This window comes from Proteinivorax tanatarense (genome assembly GCF_040267685.1).
Classification (GTDB): domain Bacteria; phylum Bacillota; class Proteinivoracia; order Proteinivoracales; family Proteinivoracaceae; genus Proteinivorax; species Proteinivorax tanatarense.
Map to the genome: position 1 here is coordinate 2165152 of NZ_CP158367.1, position 22507 is coordinate 2187658.

Annotated in this window: 27 protein-coding genes; 4 read left to right on the forward strand and 23 right to left on the reverse strand. The window is 37.7% G+C overall.

The window, feature by feature from the left end; translation table 11 throughout:
- Window positions 1–6: 6 nt before the first annotated feature.
- From PRVXT_RS10740 to PRVXT_RS10810, 15 genes are all read right to left on the reverse strand, one after another.
- Window positions 7–1335: an acetyl-CoA carboxylase biotin carboxylase subunit gene (locus PRVXT_RS10740; RefSeq protein ID WP_350342869.1), complete on the reverse strand. Its 1329-nt coding sequence runs from the start codon at window positions 1333–1335 to the stop codon at window positions 7–9.
- A gap of 4 nt (window positions 1336–1339) precedes the next feature.
- Window positions 1340–1768 carry a 3-hydroxyacyl-ACP dehydratase FabZ gene (fabZ, locus tag PRVXT_RS10745; RefSeq protein ID WP_350342870.1) on the reverse strand — a complete coding sequence of 143 codons (429 nt, stop codon included), beginning with the start codon at window positions 1766–1768 and terminating at the stop codon, window positions 1340–1342.
- Between the two features lie 10 nt (window positions 1769–1778).
- The gene (gene accB / locus PRVXT_RS10750) at window positions 1779–2252 is read right to left on the reverse strand and encodes an acetyl-CoA carboxylase biotin carboxyl carrier protein (protein WP_350342871.1); all 474 of its coding nucleotides are present in this window, start codon (window positions 2250–2252) and stop codon (window positions 1779–1781) included.
- Window positions 2253–2255: 3 nt separating this feature from the next.
- Window positions 2256–3491 (reverse strand): beta-ketoacyl-ACP synthase II, encoded by a 1236-nt coding sequence (gene fabF, locus PRVXT_RS10755; RefSeq protein ID WP_350342872.1) that lies wholly within the window; start codon window positions 3489–3491, stop codon window positions 2256–2258.
- 27 nt (window positions 3492–3518) lie between these two features.
- Complete coding sequence (gene fabG / locus PRVXT_RS10760) at window positions 3519–4259, reverse strand: 3-oxoacyl-[acyl-carrier-protein] reductase (RefSeq protein ID WP_350345150.1); 741 nt, start codon at window positions 4257–4259, stop codon at window positions 3519–3521.
- Window positions 4260–4292: 33 nt separating this feature from the next.
- A complete protein-coding gene (fabD, locus tag PRVXT_RS10765) occupies window positions 4293–5228 on the reverse strand; it encodes an ACP S-malonyltransferase (protein WP_350342873.1) in 936 nt (311 codons plus the stop codon).
- A gap of 290 nt (window positions 5229–5518) precedes the next feature.
- Window positions 5519–6454, reverse strand: a complete 936-nt coding sequence (gene fabK / locus PRVXT_RS10770) for an enoyl-[acyl-carrier-protein] reductase FabK (protein ID WP_350342874.1) — start codon at window positions 6452–6454, stop codon at window positions 5519–5521.
- A gap of 10 nt (window positions 6455–6464) precedes the next feature.
- On the reverse strand, window positions 6465–6692 hold the full coding sequence (gene acpP, locus PRVXT_RS10775) for an acyl carrier protein (RefSeq protein ID WP_350342875.1): 228 nt from the start codon (window positions 6690–6692) through the stop codon (window positions 6465–6467).
- Window positions 6693–6717: 25 nt separating this feature from the next.
- The gene (acpP, locus tag PRVXT_RS10780; RefSeq protein WP_350342876.1) at window positions 6718–6942 is read right to left on the reverse strand and encodes an acyl carrier protein; all 225 of its coding nucleotides are present in this window, start codon (window positions 6940–6942) and stop codon (window positions 6718–6720) included.
- Between the two features lie 18 nt (window positions 6943–6960).
- A complete protein-coding gene (acpP, locus tag PRVXT_RS10785) occupies window positions 6961–7185 on the reverse strand; it encodes an acyl carrier protein (RefSeq protein WP_350342877.1) in 225 nt (74 codons plus the stop codon).
- A 17-nt stretch (window positions 7186–7202) separates the two neighbouring features.
- Entirely contained in the window at window positions 7203–8198 is a 996-nt protein-coding gene (locus PRVXT_RS10790; RefSeq protein WP_350342878.1) for a beta-ketoacyl-ACP synthase III, read from the reverse strand.
- A 4-nt stretch (window positions 8199–8202) separates the two neighbouring features.
- A complete protein-coding gene (locus PRVXT_RS10795) occupies window positions 8203–8664 on the reverse strand; it encodes a MarR family winged helix-turn-helix transcriptional regulator (protein WP_350342879.1) in 462 nt (153 codons plus the stop codon).
- The gene (locus PRVXT_RS10800) at window positions 8661–9731 is read right to left on the reverse strand and encodes an NAD(P)H-dependent flavin oxidoreductase (protein WP_350342880.1); all 1071 of its coding nucleotides are present in this window, start codon (window positions 9729–9731) and stop codon (window positions 8661–8663) included. The genes PRVXT_RS10795 and PRVXT_RS10800 overlap by 4 nt, the downstream gene beginning before the upstream one ends.
- Before the next feature lie 289 nt (window positions 9732–10020).
- On the reverse strand, window positions 10021–10683 hold the full coding sequence (locus PRVXT_RS10805; RefSeq protein WP_350342881.1) for a class I SAM-dependent methyltransferase: 663 nt from the start codon (window positions 10681–10683) through the stop codon (window positions 10021–10023).
- A 281-nt stretch (window positions 10684–10964) separates the two neighbouring features.
- Complete coding sequence (locus tag PRVXT_RS10810) at window positions 10965–11240, reverse strand: hypothetical protein (protein ID WP_350342882.1); 276 nt, start codon at window positions 11238–11240, stop codon at window positions 10965–10967.
- Window positions 11241–11659: 419 nt separating this feature from the next.
- On the opposite strand from PRVXT_RS10810, the gene PRVXT_RS10815 reads away from it, so the two are divergent.
- Window positions 11660–11920 (forward strand): hypothetical protein, encoded by a 261-nt coding sequence (locus tag PRVXT_RS10815; RefSeq protein WP_350342883.1) that lies wholly within the window; start codon window positions 11660–11662, stop codon window positions 11918–11920.
- Window positions 11921–11979: 59 nt separating this feature from the next.
- Here PRVXT_RS10815 and PRVXT_RS10820 read toward each other — a convergent pair whose 3' ends face one another.
- Window positions 11980–12417: a hypothetical protein gene (locus PRVXT_RS10820; RefSeq protein ID WP_350342884.1), complete on the reverse strand. Its 438-nt coding sequence runs from the start codon at window positions 12415–12417 to the stop codon at window positions 11980–11982.
- Window positions 12418–12715: 298 nt separating this feature from the next.
- Here PRVXT_RS10820 and PRVXT_RS10825 point away from each other — a divergent pair, with 298 nt between their 5' ends.
- Window positions 12716–13036, forward strand: a complete 321-nt coding sequence (locus PRVXT_RS10825; protein WP_350342885.1) for a hypothetical protein — start codon at window positions 12716–12718, stop codon at window positions 13034–13036.
- A gap of 490 nt (window positions 13037–13526) precedes the next feature.
- On the opposite strand, the gene PRVXT_RS10830 is transcribed toward PRVXT_RS10825, so the two are convergent.
- The 3 genes from PRVXT_RS10830 to PRVXT_RS10840 form a co-directional block, all read right to left on the reverse strand.
- Window positions 13527–14885, reverse strand: a complete 1359-nt coding sequence (locus PRVXT_RS10830; protein ID WP_350342886.1) for a sensor histidine kinase — start codon at window positions 14883–14885, stop codon at window positions 13527–13529.
- 52 nt (window positions 14886–14937) lie between these two features.
- Window positions 14938–15618, reverse strand: coding sequence for a response regulator transcription factor (locus tag PRVXT_RS10835; RefSeq protein WP_350345151.1), 681 nt, complete (start codon window positions 15616–15618; stop codon window positions 14938–14940).
- Between the two features lie 166 nt (window positions 15619–15784).
- Window positions 15785–15973 carry a hypothetical protein gene (locus tag PRVXT_RS10840; RefSeq protein WP_350342887.1) on the reverse strand — a complete coding sequence of 63 codons (189 nt, stop codon included), beginning with the start codon at window positions 15971–15973 and terminating at the stop codon, window positions 15785–15787.
- Window positions 15974–16011: 38 nt separating this feature from the next.
- On the opposite strand from PRVXT_RS10840, the gene PRVXT_RS10845 reads away from it, so the two are divergent.
- The gene (locus PRVXT_RS10845; protein WP_350342888.1) at window positions 16012–16260 is read left to right on the forward strand and encodes a hypothetical protein; all 249 of its coding nucleotides are present in this window, start codon (window positions 16012–16014) and stop codon (window positions 16258–16260) included.
- A 60-nt stretch (window positions 16261–16320) separates the two neighbouring features.
- On the opposite strand, the gene recQ is transcribed toward PRVXT_RS10845, so the two are convergent.
- Both recQ and PRVXT_RS10855 read right to left on the reverse strand, forming a co-directional pair.
- Entirely contained in the window at window positions 16321–18498 is a 2178-nt protein-coding gene (gene recQ / locus PRVXT_RS10850; protein ID WP_350342889.1) for a DNA helicase RecQ, read from the reverse strand.
- A 181-nt stretch (window positions 18499–18679) separates the two neighbouring features.
- Window positions 18680–19288: a hypothetical protein gene (locus tag PRVXT_RS10855; protein WP_350342890.1), complete on the reverse strand. Its 609-nt coding sequence runs from the start codon at window positions 19286–19288 to the stop codon at window positions 18680–18682.
- Between the two features lie 457 nt (window positions 19289–19745).
- On the opposite strand from PRVXT_RS10855, the gene hflX reads away from it, so the two are divergent.
- On the forward strand, window positions 19746–21008 hold the full coding sequence (gene hflX, locus PRVXT_RS10860; protein ID WP_350342891.1) for a GTPase HflX: 1263 nt from the start codon (window positions 19746–19748) through the stop codon (window positions 21006–21008).
- Window positions 21009–21590: 582 nt separating this feature from the next.
- On the opposite strand, the gene PRVXT_RS10865 is transcribed toward hflX, so the two are convergent.
- Both PRVXT_RS10865 and PRVXT_RS10870 read right to left on the reverse strand, forming a co-directional pair.
- The gene (locus tag PRVXT_RS10865; RefSeq protein ID WP_350342892.1) at window positions 21591–22271 is read right to left on the reverse strand and encodes a HesA/MoeB/ThiF family protein; all 681 of its coding nucleotides are present in this window, start codon (window positions 22269–22271) and stop codon (window positions 21591–21593) included.
- 1 nt (window position 22272) lies between these two features.
- Complete coding sequence (locus tag PRVXT_RS10870) at window positions 22273–22500, reverse strand: MoaD/ThiS family protein (protein WP_350342893.1); 228 nt, start codon at window positions 22498–22500, stop codon at window positions 22273–22275.
- Between the last annotated feature and the right edge of the window lie 7 nt (window positions 22501–22507).

The following is a 22507-nucleotide window of genomic DNA, read 5'->3' on the forward strand; positions in this document are numbered from 1 at the left end:
TCCATCTTACAGGTTTGAAACAAATCCAGTATCATACTCACCTGCTAAAAATTTTGGATTGTTAATGATGCTAAATTGAAAATCAATGTTGGTACTTATACCATCTAGTAAAAACTCTCCTAACGCCCTTCTCATTTTGTTAATAGCCTCTTCTCTATCTTTTCCATGAACTATCAGTTTTGCAACCATTGAATCATAGGAAGGAGGAATTACATATCCATCAAAAAGTAAAGTGTCCACTCTAACACCTAAACCACCAGGCATAAAAAGCACCTCTACTTTACCGGGACTGGGCATAAAGTTTCGCTTAGGATCTTCTGCGTTTATCCGACACTCTATAGCATGGCCGCTAATTTTAATATCTTCCTGCAGCAGCTTAAGCTGCTGTCCTGCAGCAATTTTGACCTGCTCTTTGATTAAATCAACGCCGGTAATAAACTCTGTTACCGGGTGCTCCACCTGTATCCTGGTATTCATTTCCATAAAGTAAAAATTATTATGATTATCTAATAAAAATTCTATGGTTCCAGCGTTTTTGTATCCTACATACTGAGCTGCATTTACAGCTGCTTGACCCATTTTATCTCTTAGCTCTTTTGTCATTACGGGGCAAGGCCCTTCCTCTAGAACTTTTTGGTTCCGCCTTTGGATAGAGCAATCTCTTTCGCCTAAATGGATGGTGTTGCCATAATGGTCAGCTAGAATTTGTATTTCCACATGTCGAGGTTTTTCCAAAAACTTTTCCATGTACATAGTGTCATCGCCAAAAGCTGCCTTTGCTTCCTTTTTGGCCATGTTTAAAGCATCTAAAAGCTCTCCTTCTTCTTTTACCACCCTTATTCCACGACCTCCGCCACCGGCAGAGGCTTTTATCATTACTGGATAGCCTATTTCTTCTGCCGTTTTTAGAGCTTTTTCATCATCAGCTATAGGCTCTTTTGACCCTGGTATAACAGGGACATTAGCTTCCATCATAAGTTTTCTTGCGTTGGATTTATTGCCCATTTTTTCTATGATTTCGGCATCGGGGCCTATAAAGGTAATGTTGCATTCCTGGCACATCTGGGCAAAACGACTGTTTTCCGACAAAAACCCAAATCCAGGATGAATTGCCTCTGCACCGGTTAACACCGTAGCACTTAATATTCTGCCAATGTTAGTATAGCTATCTGTTGGCGGACCGACACATACCGCCTCATCAGCCATCTGTACATGCAATGCTTCCTTGTCTATAGTGGAATAAATAGCTACAGTTTCTATTCCCATCTCTCTACAAGCTCTTATTATTCTAATTGCAATCTCTCCACGGTTTGCAATCAATATTTTTTTAAACATGTTATCACCCTATCATGAACATGATTTCTGCTTCCGCTGCCTTTTGACCATCAACGCTGGCCTGTACTTTGGCAACTCCTGCATTTCTTCTTGCCCTAACAAGTTCCGCCTCTAACTTTAACACGTCGCCGGGGATGACTTTTCTTCTAAATTTAGCTTTGTTAATACCGGTAAAATAAGCGGTTTTCCCTGAAAATTCGTCGGTACTTAACATAGCTACCGCCCCAACCTGAGCTAATGCTTCAATTATAAGAACTCCCGGCATTACAGGGTTATTAGGAAAATGTCCGTTAAAAAATTCTTCATTTATCGTAACATTTTTATATCCTGTTGCTTTTTTCCCTTCTTCAATCTCTGTTATTTTATCCACCAACAAAAAAGGATATCTGTGGGGGATTATTTTTTTTATTTCTTCTGCATTTAAAGAAGTCATAAGTTACCTCCTACTGTTTTGCAATTTTAAACAGCTCTTGGCCATATTCCACCATTTCGCCGTCATTAACCAGCACTTCCACAACCTTACCACAAACCTCGCTGTCAATCTCATTCATGATTTTCATTGCTTCCACAATACAAAGTGTATCTCCAACTGCAACATTACTACCTACCTGAACATACGGCGGTTTGTCTGGAGCCGGTGCTTCATAAAATGTGCCAACTATAGGTGAAGTCACTATTAAAGTGTTGCCGTCATCGTGCTCCTCTTTAGCAGAGGGTTGCGAAACCTTTTCCTCCACCTTTGGTTGTGGATTCTCCTCCACTTTTGGCATGGCCTCCACTTGTTCAGTTTTATCTAGCACTACTTTTCCGCCTTGTTTTTCCATCTTTATAGAAATAGCATTTTCCTGTATTTCTAGCTTAGTAAGATTTGATTTGTTCATGACCTTTATAAGCTCTGTAATTTCTTTTACATTCATTTTCTACTCACTCCATTTTTTAAATAGAATTACGCCGTTGTGCCCGCCAAAACCGAGGGAATTAGACATTGCATATTTCATATCTTTTTGTTTCCCCTTGTTTGGAACATAATCTAGATCACATTCTTCATCAAAAACGGAATACCCCAGTGTAGGAGGTGCAAAGGAATCTTCTAAAGCTTTAATAGAAGCTATAGCCTCTATCGCTCCCGCTGCTCCTAATAAATGACCGGTCGCTGATTTTGTTGAGCTAACCAGCACATCTTTTGCTGCTTCACCAAAGACACTCTTTATAGCTTGAGTTTCAAATTTATCGTTATATTCAGTGCTTGTTCCATGGGCGTTAATGTAAGCCACTTCTTTAGCTTCAATTTGCCCTTCCTCCAGCGCTATCTTCATAGCCCTTGCAGCTCCCTCTCCTTCAGGGGCCGGTGAGGTCATGTGATGGGCATCGCAGGTTGACCCATAGCCGACCACTTCGCTGTAAATTTTTGCACCACGCTTTTGCGCGTGCTCCAAAGATTCTAATATAACTACCCCTGCACCTTCACCCATTACAAAACCGTTTCTTTCTTTATCAAAAGGAATAGAAGCTCTGTTTGGATCTGTGCTTTTACTTAAAGCTGTAAGGGAAGTAAACCCAGCCATAGAAAGAGGGGTAATAGAAGCCTCTGCTCCTCCTGCAATAATTATATCGGCAACATTATTTTCTATCATTTTATAGGCCTGGCCAATGCAATCGGTACCAGTAGCACAAGCTGTTACGATATTTGTACAAACGCCTTTCGCTTCAAACCGTATGGCGATGTTACCGGCAGCCATGTTACTGATAATTTTAGGAATAAATAACGGGTGCACCCTATTAGGTCCTTTTTCCAAAAGTTTTTGTTGTTGCTTCTCGATGGTTTCAATTCCACCGATACCTGATCCAACAACGACACCAAGTCTATGTTTGTTTACGTTTTCTAAGTCTAGCTGGGAGTTAGAAATAGCTTCATCAGCAGCTGCTATAGCAAACTGACAATATCTATCCATTCTTTTAGCATGCTTTTTGCCGATGGAATCAGTATCAAAATCCTTTACCTCAGCTGCTAATTTAACCTTAAAGTCTTCTGTATCAAAGGTTGAGATAAAATCAATCCCATTTTTTCCACTTTTTAAGTTTTTCCAATAATCGTTTACGTTATTTCCTAGCGGGGTGACGGCCCCTAAACCTGTAACTACAACTCTTTTTTTCAAAACAAACACCTCTTTTGTATTGGTTTACTATATAACCATACCACCGTCTACATTTAACACCTGCCCGGTTATATACGAAGCCTTTTCCGACGCTAAAAATCCTACTGCTTCCGCTATATCCTCCGGAGAGCCAAACTTTTTAAGGGGAATATTTTTAAGGGATTCTTCTTTAACTTTATCACCTAACACCTTAGTCATATCGGTTTCAATAAAACCTGGTGCTAAGGCGTTGACTGTAATCCCCCTAGGAGCTAGTTCTTTAGCTACCGATTTCGTCAGTCCTATCATTCCCGCTTTTGCCGCGGCGTAATTTGACTGTCCAGCATTTCCTGTAATTCCAATTACTGATGCTATATTGATAATTTTGCCGCTTTTTTGCCTAATCATTTGGGTAGATCCGTGTCTTATACAGTTAAAAGCTCCTTTAAGATTTACCTGTACAACTTTATCAAAGTCTTCTTCCTTCATCCTCATTATAAGTCCGTCAGCTGTTATTCCTGCATTGTTTACTAGGATATCTAAAGAGTTAAAGTGTTCTACCGCCTTTTTAATTACGCTTTGCGACTGTTCAAAGCTACTTACATCGCCCTGCACCGCAATGGCTTCAACGCCATACCCTTTTATCTCTTCCACTACTTCTTCTACCGCTTGACTTGAGCTTCTGTAGTTTAGCACAAGGTTAGCACCAAGCTTTGCCAGCTTAATAGCTATTGCTCTTCCAATACCTCTACTTCCGCCAGTAACTAATGCCGTCTTTCCCTGCAACATTTTATTTTCCACTGCAAGATCACTCCAACTTGATTATTTTTTAATTCCTTTTACAGTCTTTTCTAATGATTTAAGGTCTTGAATGTTATATGTTTTTGCTCTTCTGTTAATCTTTTTGACAAAACCGCTAAGGGTTCTACCAGGTCCTACTTCTATAAAAGTATCGATGCCATCATCTAGCATTTTTTTTATAGTTTGCTCCCATTTTACTGGACTTTTGACCTGGTCTTCTAAAGTTTCTTTAACCGCTGCTTTATCTAAATAGTCTCCTGTTACATTAGTAATTACGTTTATTTCACTATCTAGAAACTGTACATTTTCTAGTTCCTTTTTAAGGTTTTCTGCAGCTTCTTTGAGCATGGAGCTATGAAATGGTCCACTTACATTTAACATAATAGCCTTTAAAGCCCCATGGTTTTTTGCAATTTCACAGGCTTTTTTAAGGGCTTCTATTTCCCCAGCAATAACTATTTGTCCAGGGCAATTAAAGTTTGCCGGCTCCACAACACCAAAAGTTGAAGCTTTGTAGCAGACTTCTTTTATTTGATGTTGATTAAGACCGATAACAGCGGCCATACCACCGATTCCGGAAGGTACAGCCTGTTGCATGAACTGTCCCCTTTTTTGAATAAGCTTTACCCCTTCTTCAAAATCCAACATACCGATGCAAACCAAAGCAGAGTACTCACCGAGACTAAGCCCAGCTGCAACAGTCGGTTTTATACCCTCTTTTTGAAGTAGTTTTAAGGTAGCAACACTAGTTGTCAACACCGCCGGCTGAGTATACTCAGTATTGTCTAACTTATCTTGGGGACCGTTAAAGCAGATATCAGAAATACTATAACCTAAAGCTCCATCTGCCTTTTCGTATACTTCTTTACATACTTGAAAGTTATCATTAAGCTCCTTTCCCATGCCAACAAACTGAGAACCTTGACCTGGGAATAAAAAAGCAATTTTTTTATCCATAAACGGGACACTCCTTGTTTTGGTAGTGTGAAGTGGGAGGTTGGAGGTGGGTATAAAAATTCATAACCCTTACCTGGGTCAGGGGTGGACACAGAGATCCACCCCTACAAACTAGTAATAGGAAATGGAGGTTGGAGGTTGGAACATCTTTGGTTAACCATATTTTTGATTTTTCCAAAGGTCGGTTTAGCCTAGTGATCCATCCATTGCCTGGAAGAATTATAATAAATAAAGTATTATTCCAAAAGTAATTAATAAGTGGTTTTACTATTTCTCACCTAAACACAAACCTAAAACAAATCCAACCTTCCTTTAAGCTCTGATAAATTCATTAAATCTTGTATTATATCCTTACAAGTCTCCTCCTTGGAGACCATTCCTGCTACCTGGCCGGCCATTAGCGATCCTTGGTCTATATCCCCTTCTCTTACCGCTTTTGCTAGCGCTCCGCTTCCCAGCTTTTCAATTTTTTCGGGAGATGCTCCCTCTTTTTCAAGCTTGGCAAACTGCCTAGCCAGTTTGTTTCTTAAAATACGTACTGGGTGTCCGGTGCTTCTGCCGGTTACCATAGTAAAAATATCTTTGGCATCTATAACTTTCTTTTTGTAATTAGCATGAATTATACATTCTTCAGCAACCAAAAATCGAGTTCCAACCTGCACCCCATGGGCACCTAGCATAAAGGAAGCTGCAACCCCTCTGTTATCAGCAATCCCACCGGCTGCAATAACAGAAATATTTACAGAATCAACAACCTGCGGAACTAAGGCCATAGTAGTTATTTCTCCTACGTGCCCGCCAGCTTCATACCCTTCTGCAATAATGGCATCTACTCCTACCCTTTCCATTCTTTTAGCTAGCGCCACTGAAGCCACAACAGGAATTACTTTTATGCCATGCTCTTTCCATTTCCCAATATATTTACCGGGGTTTCCAGCACCTGTTGTAACCACTTTTACCCCTTCGTCACAAACTAGCTGAGCTACTTCGTCGGCGTTTTCGCTAAGAAGCATTATGTTGACACCAAAAGGTTTGTCTGTAAGCTTTTTTACCTTTCTAATTTCCTCTTTAATAAACTCGACAGGAGCGTTGCCTGACGCGATTACACCCAAACCTCCAGCGTTAGATACTGCTGCAGCTAAGGTGCTTTCCGCAACCCAAGCCATTCCCCCCTGTATTATCGGATAATCTATACCTATGGTTTGGCAAAAAGAATTGTTTTTCATAGTTATCCTCCTATTTAGCAATCTTTTTTTCCACAAACTCTACAGCATCTCCAATTGTTTTCATAGAGGCTGCCTCTGAATCGTCAATTTCAATCTCAAATGCTTCCTCCAGCTCTACAACAAGCTGAAAAATATCCAGCGAGTCCACTCCCATATCTTCAAAAGATGTTTCTTTTGTTATTTCCTCATCTATATCTAGTTGTTCCTCAACAATTCCTTTTATTTTTTCAAATACCATTTTAAAATTCCCCCTAATTTTTAAGTTATTTTGTTTTCTTTTCTACAAAGTCTACCGCATCCCCAACAGTTTTCATTGATGCCGCCTCTGAATCGTCAATCTCGATCTCAAATGCTTCCTCCAGCTCTACAACAAGCTGGAAAATATCCAGCGAGTCCACTCCCATATCTTCAAAAGATGTTTCTTTTGTTATTTCCTCATCAATATCTAGTTGTTCTTCAATAATCCCTTTGATTTTTTCAAATACCATATTGATTGCCTCCTAATTTTAATTAGTTTTTTTCTCCACAAACTCTACCGCATCTCCAACAGTTTTCATTGCTGCTGCTTCTGAATCGTCAATTTCAATTTCAAATGCTTCCTCTAGTTCTACAACAAGCTGAAAAATATCCAGCGAATCCACGCCCATATCCTCAAATGACGTTTTTTTTGTTATTTCCTCATCGACATCTAGTTGTTCTTCAATAATTCCTTTGATTTTTTCAAATACCATCATTATTCCTCCTTATTTTATATACTCCATTTAACTGCAGCCCCACCCCAAGTGAGTCCTCCACCAAAGCCCACCATAAGAATATTGTCCCCTTTTTTTAGTAGGCCTTTTTCGTTCATTTCATCTAGAGCTATTGGGATGCTAGCAGATGAAGTGTTGCCGTAACGCTCAATGTTTGTATAAAGCTTATCCATATCAACGTTTAACTTTTTTGAAATATATTCTATCATCCGCAGATTAGCTTGATGAGGGATTATATATTGAACATCTTCTATATCTAAACTATTATCATTTAGCAACTTGTTAATCCCTTCAGCCATAACTTTTACTGCAAACTTGAAAACCTCTCGACCTTCCATAGATATAAAATTAAGGCTTCCATCCTCTCTTTTTTCCATTCCAGTTAAGCCGGTGTTATTTATCCCCAACGGTGCTGCTTTACATTTTAAAAGGTCTTCTCCCTGCCCATCAGAAGCTGAGTAAATTGATAAAAGGCCAGGTGATTCAGCGGCTGTTAAAATTGCAGCGCCTGCTCCATCTCCAAATAACACACAGGTGCTTCTATCATTCCAGTCGCATATTTTAGACAAAGTTTCCGCCCCAATAATCAGTGCATTTTTGACAGCTCCGGTTTTTATAAATTGGGTCGCAACATTCATAGAGTAAATAAATCCAGAGCAAGCAGCGTTTATATCAAAAGCGGTTGCAGTAGAAGCTGCTAGGTTTTTCTGTACTATACATGCAGTAGATGGGGTATAACAATCTGGTGTTACAGTTGCTACTATTATCAGGTCAATCTCCTCTGGCTTTAGTCCAGAACTATCTAGCGCTTTTTGAGCAGCTTTAGTGGCGATATCAGAGGTGTTTTCATCTAAAGAGATTCGCCGCTGTGATATACCGGTTCGTGATTTTATCCATTCATCGTTGGTATCAATGACTTGTGAAAGATCATCGTTTGTTAGCACATTTTTAGGTCCGTAACTGCCGGTAGCTATAATTTGTACTTCTTTCATGGCTTTACTCACCTTCTTTTCCAAGCTGGTTATTTTCCTTAAAAAACTTGTTTAATTTTTCTAAGGCCTTTATCAGCACCTGTTCCTCCTGTTCGGTAAGTCCGGAGATAGTTTGCTTAACCATTTCATTATGGAACTTCTCGTGCACTTTGTAAGCTAGCTTTCCTTTTTTGGTAAGGGTTAAATATACAATCCTTCTATCTCGTTCAGAGCGCACTTTTTCAACATAACCCTTTTTAACTAAAGAGTTGATAGCTATGCTTAAGGTGCCGATAGTGACCTTTAGGTCTGTTGCCACTTGGGACATAGTCCTCTGTTTTTCTTTGCCCACTGCTTCTATTGTGTGCATTTCCGTAATGGATAAATCGCTAAAATCACCTATTTTTAATGCGTTTTGTTCGATAATAAGAATGTCATTAAAAAGCTCTACCAACAATTCATTTAACACCGATACTGATTTACTCACATTCCTTCCCCCACTTCTCTTTTTAAATGTTGCATAAGCTCCTTTACCGAAACTATTTTTTCTATTTTATATCCATTAGTTCCGGTAAAAATCAAGCCTTCTTTAGTATTACCTTTTACGGCATTAAGTAATGCTTCAGAAATACAGTAAAGGGTAGTAGCTGGATTACACTTACTTAAACAGTTATAGCATTTACTTATATTTTTTCTTTCGTCACTTATCTTAGATAAAAATTTATTCCTTATAGCTCTACCAGGCATGCCTACAGGGCTTTGTGTAAGCTGTATATCACCTTTTTTGCAATTTATAAACTCATTCTTATAAGCTTTGCTTGCATCGCATTCCTCAGTTGCTATAAATCTTGTACCCATCTGCACTCCAGAGGCTCCTAGCTGCAAAAATTTTGCTATATCGCTACCGTCAAATATTCCTCCAGCTGCAATTATAGGTATTTTCTTATCCTCTTCTTCAAAGGGCCTTACTATTTCGATTGTTTCTTTGACTATGGTTTCTAAATCTTTATTTCCACCTTCTATTAACTGATCCATGCTGAATCCTAAGTGTCCACCTGCGTCTGGTCCTTCAACTATGATTCCGTCGGGCAGATAATTGTACCTAGACTTCCAACGTTTACAAATGATTTTTGCCGCCTTACCTGAAGAAACTATTGGTATTAGTTTGCATTTTCTTCCCTGCACCAGCTCCGGCAGTCGACTAGGTATACCGGCACCGGAAACTATTATATCTGCTCCTCCATCGACCGCTGCCTTTACCATATCATCATAGTTTGATAAAGCTACCATCAGGTTTACTGCAATGATACCTTCTGGTGCCAATTCTTTTGCCTTAGCTATTTCATTTTTCAACGCCTTTATATTAGCTTTCTCGCTGTCTGTTTCAAATTCAGGATCTTTAAACCCTATCTGCACACCAGAAATTGTTCCTATTCCGCCTTCGTTGGCAACTGCTGCAGCTAATTTAGATAGAGAAACTCCTATACCCATACCTCCTTGTATTATAGGAAGTTTTGATTGTAGGTTTCCAATTTTTAAAGGAGCTAGTTTCATTTTTGTTTTCCTCCTATAGGCTTTGAAAATATTTTGATTCCCAAAGCATCATATTAAAAAGATATTATTTTTAAGTACTTTCTGGATTTATTAGTTTGATAATCAAAGTATACATTAAGTAAAAACTGAATGTCAAGGCTATCGTATAAAATCGTCTGGTTAACAAGCTTTTAGTCTCTCCTTAACCCCCGTAAGTATACCGTTTTACAAGTTTGTTTTTTAGAAATTTTAACAATAAAAAATAAACCCACCTTAATTTTTCAAATGAAGGTGGGTTTGACGCTAAACACTATTTACTTACAATTATTGTATGTTCGCCCTCTTTAAAAACAACTTCAAATTTTGCAAAACCAGCCTTGCTAAAGAGCTTTCGTTGAGTTTCCAACGAAAAAGGAATATCTATATGATATGATCCATCTTTGGGAAGACCATGTTTTTGAGCTACTTCTTCAAGGAAGTTTACTAGATTTTCTTCCTTTTCCTTGGTTACCACATAGTCCCCTTCGATATAAGTGCCGTTTGGCTTGATCGCTTCTTTAATTTTTTTGTATAGCTGTTCTTTGTCGTTATGCAGCAAGTGGTGCATAGTCATTACAGAAATGACGTAATCATATTTTTGCTGGCCTAGGTCTAGTTCAGTATATGAACCTTGAATGATATTTATTTGGTTGAGTTTATCACTATACTTTGACTTTAGTAGTTCCAACATTTTTTCTGACATGTCTATGCAAGTTATGCGAGCGTTTGGCGCTTTTTCAAATATGCTTCTTAACTCCAAGCCTGTACCGCATCCCAAGTCAAGTATCTCTATTGTTTCATCGGTGTTCTTTATAGGGTCTGCTACCTTTACATAGTAAGTTTCAAAGCTACCTATTGATTTATTCATATGCTCATCGTAAGAGTCTGCTCTTACGTCAAAAAACTGATTCATCTTTTCTAGATTATTACTCATGTTATTCCTCTCCTTAAATTAAAATCCAACATGTTAGCTATTTAAGGATAATTACTGGCATATTAACACCTTCCTATAATTATATTTTCCATGATGACTGCACATGGCACTGTAACATATTTATTATATAACCATTGTTTTTAGACCACAATAATTTTCTTAAAATTTAAAACTTATTTAAAGTTTAAGTAAAGAAGTGAAATACTAAAACGGTAGTATATAAAAATGGGGCTGTATTTTAGAGATTTAATCTTTCTAAAATACAGCCCCTGACCAGTTACTTAATTGTTATTATCTAAAATATGTTCCTTTAGAATTTCCCCTTCTTCCACCGTTATTTCACCATCTGCTACTCTTTCATTAATACGATCTAACATTCGCTGTTGCCTATCTTCTCTTATTTCACTTCTACTATAGCTATTGCTATCATCGTCATAGTAACCATGACACCTACCACGACCCCAGCCATAGCCAGAAAAACTCTCACTAGCAAATGTAGGAACTGCAAAAACAACAATAAGTGTCAAAACCCCAGCACCAATCAATAACTTCCTCATCAGTAAACACATCCTTTCTATACGTTGTATACATAGATTATATACCTTTAATGTGACAGGTTTGTGATAAGTTTGTTTAAGAATTGGTAGCAGGTTTTAAGAGCTAGGTATCAATTACAATAATAAAAATGGCTTTTATTAGCTGTTTAGGCGGTAACTTTCCACTTCAACTACTAAATTACTAATATCTTAAAAGAAATAAAATAGAAAATATTTTTAAAAAAAGGTTTTAATAAAAAGATGCAGAAATAAAAACATGAAGAGGAGTGTTGTTTTGAAAAATCTTAAAAAATTTGTAAATTGGAGACCATCACAAAGTTTATTCAAATTACTGCTTTCATTTGGTTTTTTTGGTGGATTTGTTAATTTCTTTTTTAATACATTTTAAGACAAAATTTGGGGATTCCATTCCGGCAGATATGACAGGTTTGAAAATAGCTTTGTTTCCAGTAGTTATTCTCGATATTTTGGTGTTAATAACCAGTATTAAGAACAACGCATTTTTTAACGTAATTGGTTTTACTATATTACTAGTGACTATTGAAATTATACCTAGGTTTGTATTGGGGTATGATTCGAAATTAGCTGAGTTAATAGCTAGCTTTTTAATGATTGGAATAATTATTTTTGTTTTTCCATATTTTTTATGGATAAAGCATAAGAAAAAAGAAAACCTGTAGTTGCATTTCGTTCGCGGTAGATAAGTAAAAAACAACCCACCTTAGGGTTGTTTTTTTACTTATCTACCTTGACGCTCTTGTCTATTCATTCTCATGCCGCCTTTAGGGCCGTGGTGTGGGCCGTTGCCATCCATCATGTTTGAGCGTTCTTCAATATGCTCCTTAAATTGGTTGGCCTCTTCTTCGGTAATTTCGCCTAAAGCTACAGCTTCGTCAATGCGGTCTAGCATTTCTTGATGTCTGCTCTCTCTCATTTCATCTAGGTCTACGCCAGTATCTTCAAAAATATCATGGCAGGTTTCACCTTGCTCTCTTCTTTCTCTCATGTCTTCGTAGTCTTCGCCGGTTATTTCTGCTGCTTGCTCCATTGGAGTTACATTTTCTTCACCCCACCTAAAGCCACCACCATTTCCGATAAAACCTTCGCTTGCAAAGGCAGGCAATGTAAGTGCAGCAATCAAGCCTAGAGTTCCTACTGCAATTAAAACTTTTTTCATTTAACTCACTTCCTTTCGTTAATTGGTATACCCTTATTATAGGCAGCTTTTGTGACAGGAGTGTGATAGGTTTTAAAAAAATAAGCCAGACAGCATACTTGTTAATAGAAAAAAGTTTGATAATTAGATAGGAAAATTTAGCTTGCTATAGAAGCTATTGTTTAACCATTGCTTAACTATAGTTCGACTACTGCTTAACCACCGTTCAACCATTTTAATTTTTTCTCCAAAAAATACAACTTCCTAAAGCAATATGGTCATACTATAAGCAACATATTTTTTGAAAGGAAGTGTAGCATTGAAAAAAATTTTAGTTTTGTTTGCAGCTTTTCTGCTATTTTTTGCTTATGCCGTACCTGCCTCTGGTCAAAGTTTAACCTGCCCCTCCTGCGTAACGAATGATGAGCAGCAGCCTGAATTAGAGCAAGAGGAAAACACAGAGGAAACCCTTGAGATGTTTGGTTTTGATGCTGAAGATATCGACGAAGAAAAAATGCAAAAAATATTTGATAAAATTGATGAGAAAGTAGCTAAAGGCAAAATCACAGAAGAACAGGCTGAAGAACTTAAGGAAAAAATCCGCGACCATGTAGAAAAATCCCAAGATGGGGTAGAGTAGTTTCAAAAAAAAGCGTCCCAATTTTCAATTGGGACGCTTTTTTGTTATATGGGGAAAACCGTGAAAAAATGCCCACGGAATTTTCGAAATTGGCTACATGCTGCGTCGGTAGTAGCAATTGTAATGCCTCTAGCCTCTTAAAGGCATTCTCCTTCCCCACTGTAGAGGTGGATCTCTGTGTCCACCTCTGACCTGTTTGGCTTGATCGGTACCAATTTAAAAAATACCATTAGGGATGCCATTTACTGCTGTGGTCGGCACAGAGACCGACCACTACCTCTTCGAGGAAAAGATTTAGCCCACTGTTTTGTTTTTTACCTCAATGTAATTTATCATGTACAAAAGGTTGAAGATTTTTTGGGTGGGGGGGAAGACCCGCCCAGACAGCTTAGAAGTGCCTAGATTCTAGGCGCCCGAACTCAGGATCCCGGAGCGTATCTCTTAATACGTGAGGACATTCTGAGTATCGGGAAACAACGAAGATAGGTGCTTATAAGCTGTCTGGAAGATCGAAATAAAACACTACCCCTCCCCCCTCAACATTTTCCACTCCGAAATTACTTTTGTGTAGCTTGAGTATGTTTTGGGCTATGCTTAGGCCTAGTCCTGTGCCTTTGCTTTTTTCTCCTTTGTTGAAGCTTTCCCATATATGCTGTAGCTGCTGTTCTTTTATGTGTTTGCCTTGATTAAAAACTGACACCTTCACTCTTTGGTCCTCTTTTTTTACAGCAACTTTTATTTCACCGCCTACCGGTACATTTTTCATGGCGTTATCCAAAAAGTTTGTCAACACTTGATCGATTCTGTATTCATCACACATCGCCTTTACTTGCTTTTGTCCGTCATACTTTAGCGCTATATCTTCTTTTTTAGCTTCTATAGCAAACTTATCTATATTTTTTTGAATTAAGGAGTGTAAATCAACTTTTTGAATATCTAGTTTTACTTTTTGTGATTCTAGCACTCCTAAGTTGACCATTTCCTTCACTAACTTGCTCATTTTATCCGATTCTTGTTGGATTATTTGATAGTAGTTTTGTCGTTCACTTTCGCTTTCATAAATGTCATCTTCCAGTGCTTCTATATACCCTTTTATAAGAGATAACGGTGTTTGTAGCTCATGGGATATCCTTGCTACAAGCTCTTTTCTCATTTTATCGATACTCTTTTCTTTAGCTAGCTCAGTTTCTAACTTATCAATAGTCATTTTTAACTCATCATTTATGGTGTTCAATGTTTGACCCAGCTGGCCTATCTCGTCCCCTCTTGAATCCTCCCACCTTTCATCAAAATCTAGCCTTGCTATACTTTGGGCTTGGGAATTAATTTTAAATAAAGGTGTAGTGAGATTTTTTGAAAACATCCAAGCTAAAATGATGGAAACAACAAGAGCAATTAACATAGTATACATTGTAAATTTTTGGGCAATATATATTGCTTCCTCTATAGGTTGTAGAGGTGTTTGAAAAAAGTAAATATAAGATGTGCTAGGTACCAGCACCCCAATCATTTCTACGTTATTATGTCGCTGATGACCAACATTGCTTTGATACCACACTATCTCACCTGTCGTAGCCTCTTCAAACTCCTTTCTAGGAATATTGATTCTGTGCCCCATCATCATATTTGATTCCCCTGCTAACATGTTACCGTCAAAATCTAGCACAAAAACATCACCGTTTATGTTATCGGTTACCACCGACAGTAGCTCCTGGGTTTCTCTTGATTGCAGACCGTATTCTGAAATTTCTTCTTCCAATACTTTAGCACTGTTTTCTAGGTTGTTTACCTTTTGGCTTTTATAAAATGAATCAAAAAATTGAGACTGTCCTGCTATAAGTACTCCCATTATTATTATAGTAAAAACAATAAGTAGCAAAAATAGCTTGGTAAATATAGAGTTAATTCTCATTTTTAACTACCTCAAATCTGTAGCCAATTCCTCTCACTGTCTTTATTTCAACAGGAGTGTTTTGTAGCTTTTTTCTCAACCTCTTTATATGTGTATCCACAGTTCTAAGGTCACCAAAGTAATCATACCCCCACACACCATCTAGCACCAACTCTCTAGTTAAAGCATTGCCTTCATTGTTCAATAGGTAAATAAGAAGGTCATACTCTTTGGGAGTAAGTTTTATAGGCTTATCATCAATGAAAACCTGGTGTGATGTCTTGTTAATAACTAAATTACCAAAAATAACTTTATCGTCATTATTTTTTTTGGTTCTTTTCAGCAGTGCTTTAGCTCTTGCTACTAATTCCTTAACGCTGAATGGTTTGGTTACATAATCATCTACACCTAATTCAAACCCAAACAAACGGTCATATTCCTCCGATCTTGCTGTCAACATTATTATTGGAACAGAGCTTTCCTCTCTAATCTTTTTACATATAACCCAACCATCGTAAACTGGAAGCATAACATCTAATATCACTAAGTCATATTGGGATTTATCCCATTTATCTAAAGCTTCTTGCCCATCTGCCGCAAGGGTAACTTCTGCTTTTTCTCTAGTTAAATATGTATTTATAAGCTTAGCTAAATTGTCCTCGTCCTCTACTAACAAAATTCTAGCACCTATCATAAATTACTCACCCCATTAACAGTTTATTTTTCTAGTATACCACTTTTTTGTGACAAAATTGTGAATTGGCAAGAACCAAAGGAGAAAAAAGGATAAAAAAAAGCGGCTTAATTCCCCACCGCTTTTTTTTAGTTTACTATCATATATTTTAAATAGAAACATGCTAATTTAACGTTTTATTTATTGCATTTGATTTACCTAGGAGATACCTTCTTATATTCAAGGGTCCACTTTGATGACTTTTAGCTATATACTTGTGATCTACTTCTTGGTAGCTAAAAAATCGCATTAAAAATGTTCCTTTACCTTCTGTGTAACTAGCCAGCTTTATTGAGTAAGCTTTTGCATCCATTTACTGACCGGTTGACACAGAGGTCAACCTCTACCTCTATGAGGACAAGTGCTAGTTCATCAATAAAGTCCCTAGCTAAGTTTCTTAATTACGCATGCTTTAGCTGTGGTTATGGAAGCGAATGTTCTGTCGGCGGCTTTGTAGAACTTTTTCCGCAAGGTACTAAAATAACCAAAGAAATTACCCCTACCGCTGAAAATCAACATCCTGAAATTAAAGTCTGTAAAGAACGTACGATAATTCCCAAAGCTCAACAATTGGGATTTAAATTGGCAAGCCTTATCTAAACAAAGGGGCTGTCTCTAAACAGGAATTTTCCCTGAAGAGACAGCCCCTTTATTAACTAATTAAAGCTTATGCTTATACATTACAACATGTATATCATCATAGGTTACTTCATCTGATAACTCTTGCTTTATTGGTCGCAGCTTTTCGGTGCCCGCTTTTTCTATGGCAGATAGAATTTGCTCCTCTTTTGTTAAGTCATCTAAAAAGTTATCCCAGTTTACTAGTTTTCCTTGTTCATGACATTTTTTTAAATGTTTTAATATAGTGGTTGTTGTGTAACCTCGCTTTTGGGAAATTTCATCTAGCGGCAACCCATCCTCATATAGTTGGTAGGTTTGTTCATACCTGTCTTCATCAGATTGTGGTGTAGCTGTTACTGTTTCTACTTTTATATTCTTTTCCTTTGAGCTTTTTGGATTTATATCTTTTCTTTTACAGTATTCTACTATTGCGTCTATAAACTGTTGCCCATATGAATCATATTTTTTAAGTCCTACACCACTTAGTTCTATAAATTCATCTTTATCCTGTGGGTACGCTGCCGCCATTTCCTTTAATGTTTTGTCGTGAAAAATCATAAAAGGAGCTAATTCCTTTTGCTGGCTTATTTTTAAGCGCACCTCTCTTAAAGTTTCCATCAGCTCTTGATCATAATCCTGAATTACTTTTTGATCCTGTTGTTTCTCAGCTTTTGCTTTACTAGCAGGCTTTTGATAAACCAGCTCTTTTTTATGGAAAATCTTCTCTTGCCCTTTTAAAAGTGGCTTACATTTTTGCGTTAATTTTAATACAGGGAATTTGTCGGTGGTAATATAAATATAGTCCTTAGCAGCTAATGTTAACGCTATTTCTTTAATGGATTTTTCTGTGTACTCCTTCATAATGCCATAGGTAGATACCTTGTCTAAGCCAAAGTCTATTATTCTTTTGTTTTTTGATCCTCTAAGCACCTGGGCAATAACTGCCGTTCCGTAGCGCTGCCCTGTTCGATAAATGCAGGACAATATCTTTTGCGCCTCAACAGTTATATCTATCATTTCCGATTCACTTAAGCAGTTGCCACAGCTGCTACAGGACTTGTCCACTATCCTTTCGCCAAAATAAGATAGTATTTCATTTCTTAAGCATTCGTTAGTGTGACAGTAGTCTATTAAGTACTGTAGATTTTGATACAGAATCTTTTGTCGTTTTGGTGAACGGGTGCCGTTTTCCACTAGTATCTTTTGTTTGACTATATCATCTGGCGAGTACAACAAAATACACTGACTGTCCTCACCGTCCCGTCCCGCTCTTCCCGCTTCCTGATAGTAGGATTCCATATTTTGGGGCATGTTGTAGTGAATGACAAATCTAACGTCCGGCTTATCTATTCCCATACCAAAGGCGTTGGTGGCGACAATGATTTTGGTCCGCCCAAAGATAAAATCCTCTTGGTGCTTTTTTCTTATATCGGAGTTCATACCGCCGTGATAGTCCGCTGCGTCTATACCTTTTTCCTTTAGCTTTTTTGTCAAAGATTCTACAGTTTTTCTGGTAGAGCAATAAATGATGCCGCTGTCACCATTATTCTCCTGTAGGTACTTTGATGTGTAAGCTAGCTTGTCCGGAACCTTTAGCACTTGATAGAACAGATTAGGTCTATCAAACCCAGTATTTACTGAAATAGGCGCTTTAAGATTTATTAAGTTTTCTATTTCTTCTACTACTCTTTCTGTAGCGGTAGCTGTAAATGCCGCTACCACCGGTCTTTTTTCTAGGCTTTCAATAAACTTTGGTATTTGGACATAGCTTGGCCTGAAATCATGCCCCCATTGACTTATACAATGGGCCTCATCAATGGCTACCAGAGAAATATTTAGCTTCTGCAAGAAATCTTTTCCCTCACTGGTTAGTCGTTCTGGAGCAACATAAATTATTTTATATTGATTATTTTTTATCTCGTTAATTCTTTGGTTTAATTCACCTCTAGTAAGGCTGCTGTTAATATAACTAGCTTTTATCCCCATTTCGTTAAGACTGTCCACTTGATCCTTCATCAGGGATATAAGAGGAGATATAACTAAAGTAATCCCATCTAGCATTAAAGCGGGCAGCTGATAGCATAGCGACTTTCCTCCACCTGTAGGCATAATACCTAAAACATCTTTGCCCGACACAATACCCTCTACAAGTTCCTTTTGCCCCCGCCTAAATTCATCATATCCAAAATATTTTTTCAACCCTTGAAATAAATCCATTTTTTCCCCTCCATAACGGAATTTATATACATTAACGTTATCACTTTTTGGAGGAAATTTAAAGGGCAGTTTTTTGTAAGTTCTTATCTTGCTTGTGCGGCAGTGGCTGGGTAAAAAATCAGAAAGGCAATCAGGCAAAAGGCTGTATCCATAGCAGTTTTGATACAGCCCCAAATTTCATTTATTCTTGCTGTTCTTCTGAGTCAACGTTAGGAAGTACTATAGGTGTAGAGGTAACTTGTACTGGAACTTTATAAATTCTATTTTGCTGAAGTGTAAATGGCTCTGTTACTATATCAAAGGTTGGATATCCTTCTGTGGTACGTAACCTTACATAAGTGTTATCAGGTTCGTTCCATGGTATTTCAAATCCTTCCCGCACATCTTGCGGCAGCCTAAATGTTACTCGATTATTTACTGCCTGAACCCAGTCAGTAAATCTTCCATCTGTTTCTTCCTGGGGAACCGCTCCTTCATAAAGTGATGCCTCCCAATCTTCAGTAGAACCAAATTCGTTAGTTCCAATGTCTAAAGTGATTGTAACTATGGTGCCAAAAATTATTCCCTTCATCGCTACTATATCCAATATCCTAATTACCAAATCCCGCAACATATGCCACTGTTCATTTTGTTCATACATTATACCAACCCTTACAAAATCCTGACCCCACTCTAACACTTCAAAAACTTCACTACCATCTAATCCTAAGGTGTCACCATTTTCATATTGTCGAGCCCAAATCCTCACTAGAGATCCAGGTGGATATTGACTTTCAAAGTTTAAACTCATTTTTCCCCTCCTTTCTTTACTGCTACTATGTTATGTAAATATTAAGCATAGGGTCAGTAAATAAAACAAAATATTTTGTTGCCTAATTTTCTAAGACAATCGAAAATTTCCATTAGTTATCAACTAGCTGCCTAAAATGATTGATATTTCTTAATTTAGTGTGTTATAATAGCTTTAAGTTAGTTATGTTGGGAGGTTTCATTGATGATTAAGGTAGCTTTCTTCCGTATTGGAAGAATCCGTTTGCGTATTTCACGCAGTTAAACTTAAATAGCATTACGCTCTTTTTAAGAGCAAACGGGATTGGTCTGCCTTTTTTAATGGAACCCTATATAATTTGAGTTTTGGGAGGTAGGATGAATCTACCTTTTTTTTTGCGTCTATTTTTAGAGGCATAATATGAAAAATAATTATCATTAGACCCATTCCTGTATCAAAATAATTGGAGGGGATAAATATGGAACAAACAAAAAAAGCTATACTGGTGGGAGTAAATTTAAAAAACAACCTAGATTTTCAATACTCTATGGAAGAGTTAGCTAATTTGGCAGATGCCTGCGGTATTGTCGTGATAGAAAAAGTAGTTCAAAACTTAGATCATATAAATACATCCCACTATGTGGGAAAAGGGAAAGTAAACGACATACATCAGCTGGTACAGCAGGAGGAAAGTGATCTTGTTATATTTAACAACGAGCTTTCTCCTTCACAGATTAGAAACCTAGAAGAAGGCTTAAACTGTACAATTATGGATAGAACCAGCCTTATTTTGGATATTTTTTACCAACGGGCAAAAACAAAAGAAGCAAAACTTCAGGTGGAAATAGCACAGCTTCAGTACATGCTGCCTCGACTAAGAAATTCTGAACTATCTTTGGAGCAACAACGGGGTGGCACAGGAACTATCATGAGAGGAGCTGGAGAAACAAAGCTGGAGCTTGATAGACGTAAAATTCAAAAGCAAATTTCTGAGCTTAACAAACAGCTTAAGGACTTAGTTGCAAGAAGACAAACACAGCGAAAACAAAGACAAAAATCTAATGTTCCGGTTATTTCGTTGGTAGGCTACACCAACGCTGGCAAATCCACTGTTATGAACTCCATGCTAGAAACCTATAACCCTGAGGCTGAAAAGTCAGTGTATGAAGAAGATATGCTATTTGCCACGCTTCGCACCTCAGTTAGAAACATTACCCTGTTTGATAATAAGTCTTTCCTATTAACTGACACAGTAGGGTTTGTAAGCGACCTACCTCACCATCTTGTAAAAGCGTTTCGTTCAACTTTAGAAGAGGTTACAGAGTCTGACCTTTTAGTTCACGTTGTTGATTATTCAAACCCAAGTTATGAAAAACAGATTGAAGTAACTAATAGTACTTTAAGGGATATAGGAGTTAAAGATATCCCAGTAATTTATGCATACAACAAATGCGACCTTACAGATTTACGCATCCCGAAAATTAACGGGGAGAAGGTATATCTTTCCGCTAAACAAAAAGTAGGGCTTAAAGAGCTGACCGAGCTTATCGAAAACAAAATTTTTACTGACTATGTAAAATGTGAGTTGGTAATCCCTTATGATAGAGGGGATGTAGTTTCATATTTCAACGAAAACGCCACAATCATATCCACTAGCTATGAAAAGGAAGGAACTAAGATAAAGGTTGAGTGTAAAGAGAAAGATCTAGATAAGCATCAAGAGTTTGTGCTTAGTTGTTAAAAGCAGTTTGATAGAAGATAGTTGGATGGTTGGATAGGTGCATGAGTGTATGAGTGTAGAGGTGGTTCTCTGTGTCCACCTCTGATTTTTTTGGCTCAATATCAATTAAAAACTTCCATCGGGGATGCCATTTACTGATGTGGTCGGCACAGAGGCCGACCACTACCTATTTGAGGGGATATTTGGCAGAGCATTAGTTATAAAGGCATCGGCTACTGAATATTAGTAGTTAGTAATCAGCGGTCAGAAATTAGTAAGTATGCCCTGACCGGTTTTACCAATGCCTTACCTCCTATTACAGATTACCACTACTCGTGTAGCTAATTTCGAAAATTCCGTGGGCATTTTTAAAAGGCTCTGCTTTGGGGTCAGCGGACAGTTGGACAGCAGAAAGTTGGAAAGGTGATTGCACAACCACTTCTATTTTTGCAGTGGTTTAGTTATATATTTTCAGCGCTTTTCCGTGAGGTCTACCAAAACGGTCTTCAGCGCTTTTCCGTGCGGGGCGGTTTTTGTTTTCGATATTAGGTTTAAATTGAACAAAAAAGGTAAGCTGCAGCTTTGGCTGTAGCTTACCTTTTTTTAACTTAACTCTATTACCTCATATTCTTGGTCAAGTGTGTTTATATTTAACAACTTATTTCTAAGCAATTCGCCTCTTGCTATTAGTAGCTTTAGCGCTTCACTTACCTGTATAGATGCTACCAAAGCAGGGGTAAAGGATGGATTTCCTAGCTCTTTTTCTACCCCGCTATTCTGGTCTGTTTTATAAATCTTGCTTAGAGTGTCATCTCCAGGTAGGATAGTTGTTACCTGGCCATACCATCCTGCTATTGCTCCGTGTATTAGTGGCATTTGTAGCTCTTTGGATACCTCTTGTAAAGTAAGCCTTGCTTCTATATTATCTAAGGCATCAATCACAATGTCATGCCCTTTAAGAATTCTTTCCCCATTATCATCGCTAAGCTTTTCGTTAATCGGCACCACCTTTACATCTGAATTGACAAGCTGTGCCCTAGCTTTAGCTGCTTGTGATTTAAGATTTCCTAGGGACTTAACATCGGATAAAAGCTGGCGATTTAGATTTGTCTCATCAAACCTATCGTAGTCAACGACGGTGACATGCCCTACACCTAATCTAACAAGCATTTCTATAATATGCCCCCCTAAACCGCCACAGCCAACAACACATATTTTATACCTTTTTAAGCTATCGTTTTCTTTTTGTGACAACATGTTCATGTTTTTAATATACCTTTTCACTTTATCCACCACCTACCGGCGGGAAAATAGATACAACATCTCCATCAGATAGCTCGGTATTTAGTGAACCATCTCTACCATTAACTAAAAGTATCGCTATATCCCCTTCGTCAATCTGTAATTGTTCTGCTATTACTTTCGGGGTTACACTGCTAGTAGAAAAACTCATTGTATTTTTTTTCCAACGACCTTCTCTCAAAGTAGCAAAAAGTCTAACTTCAATTTCCACACATTCC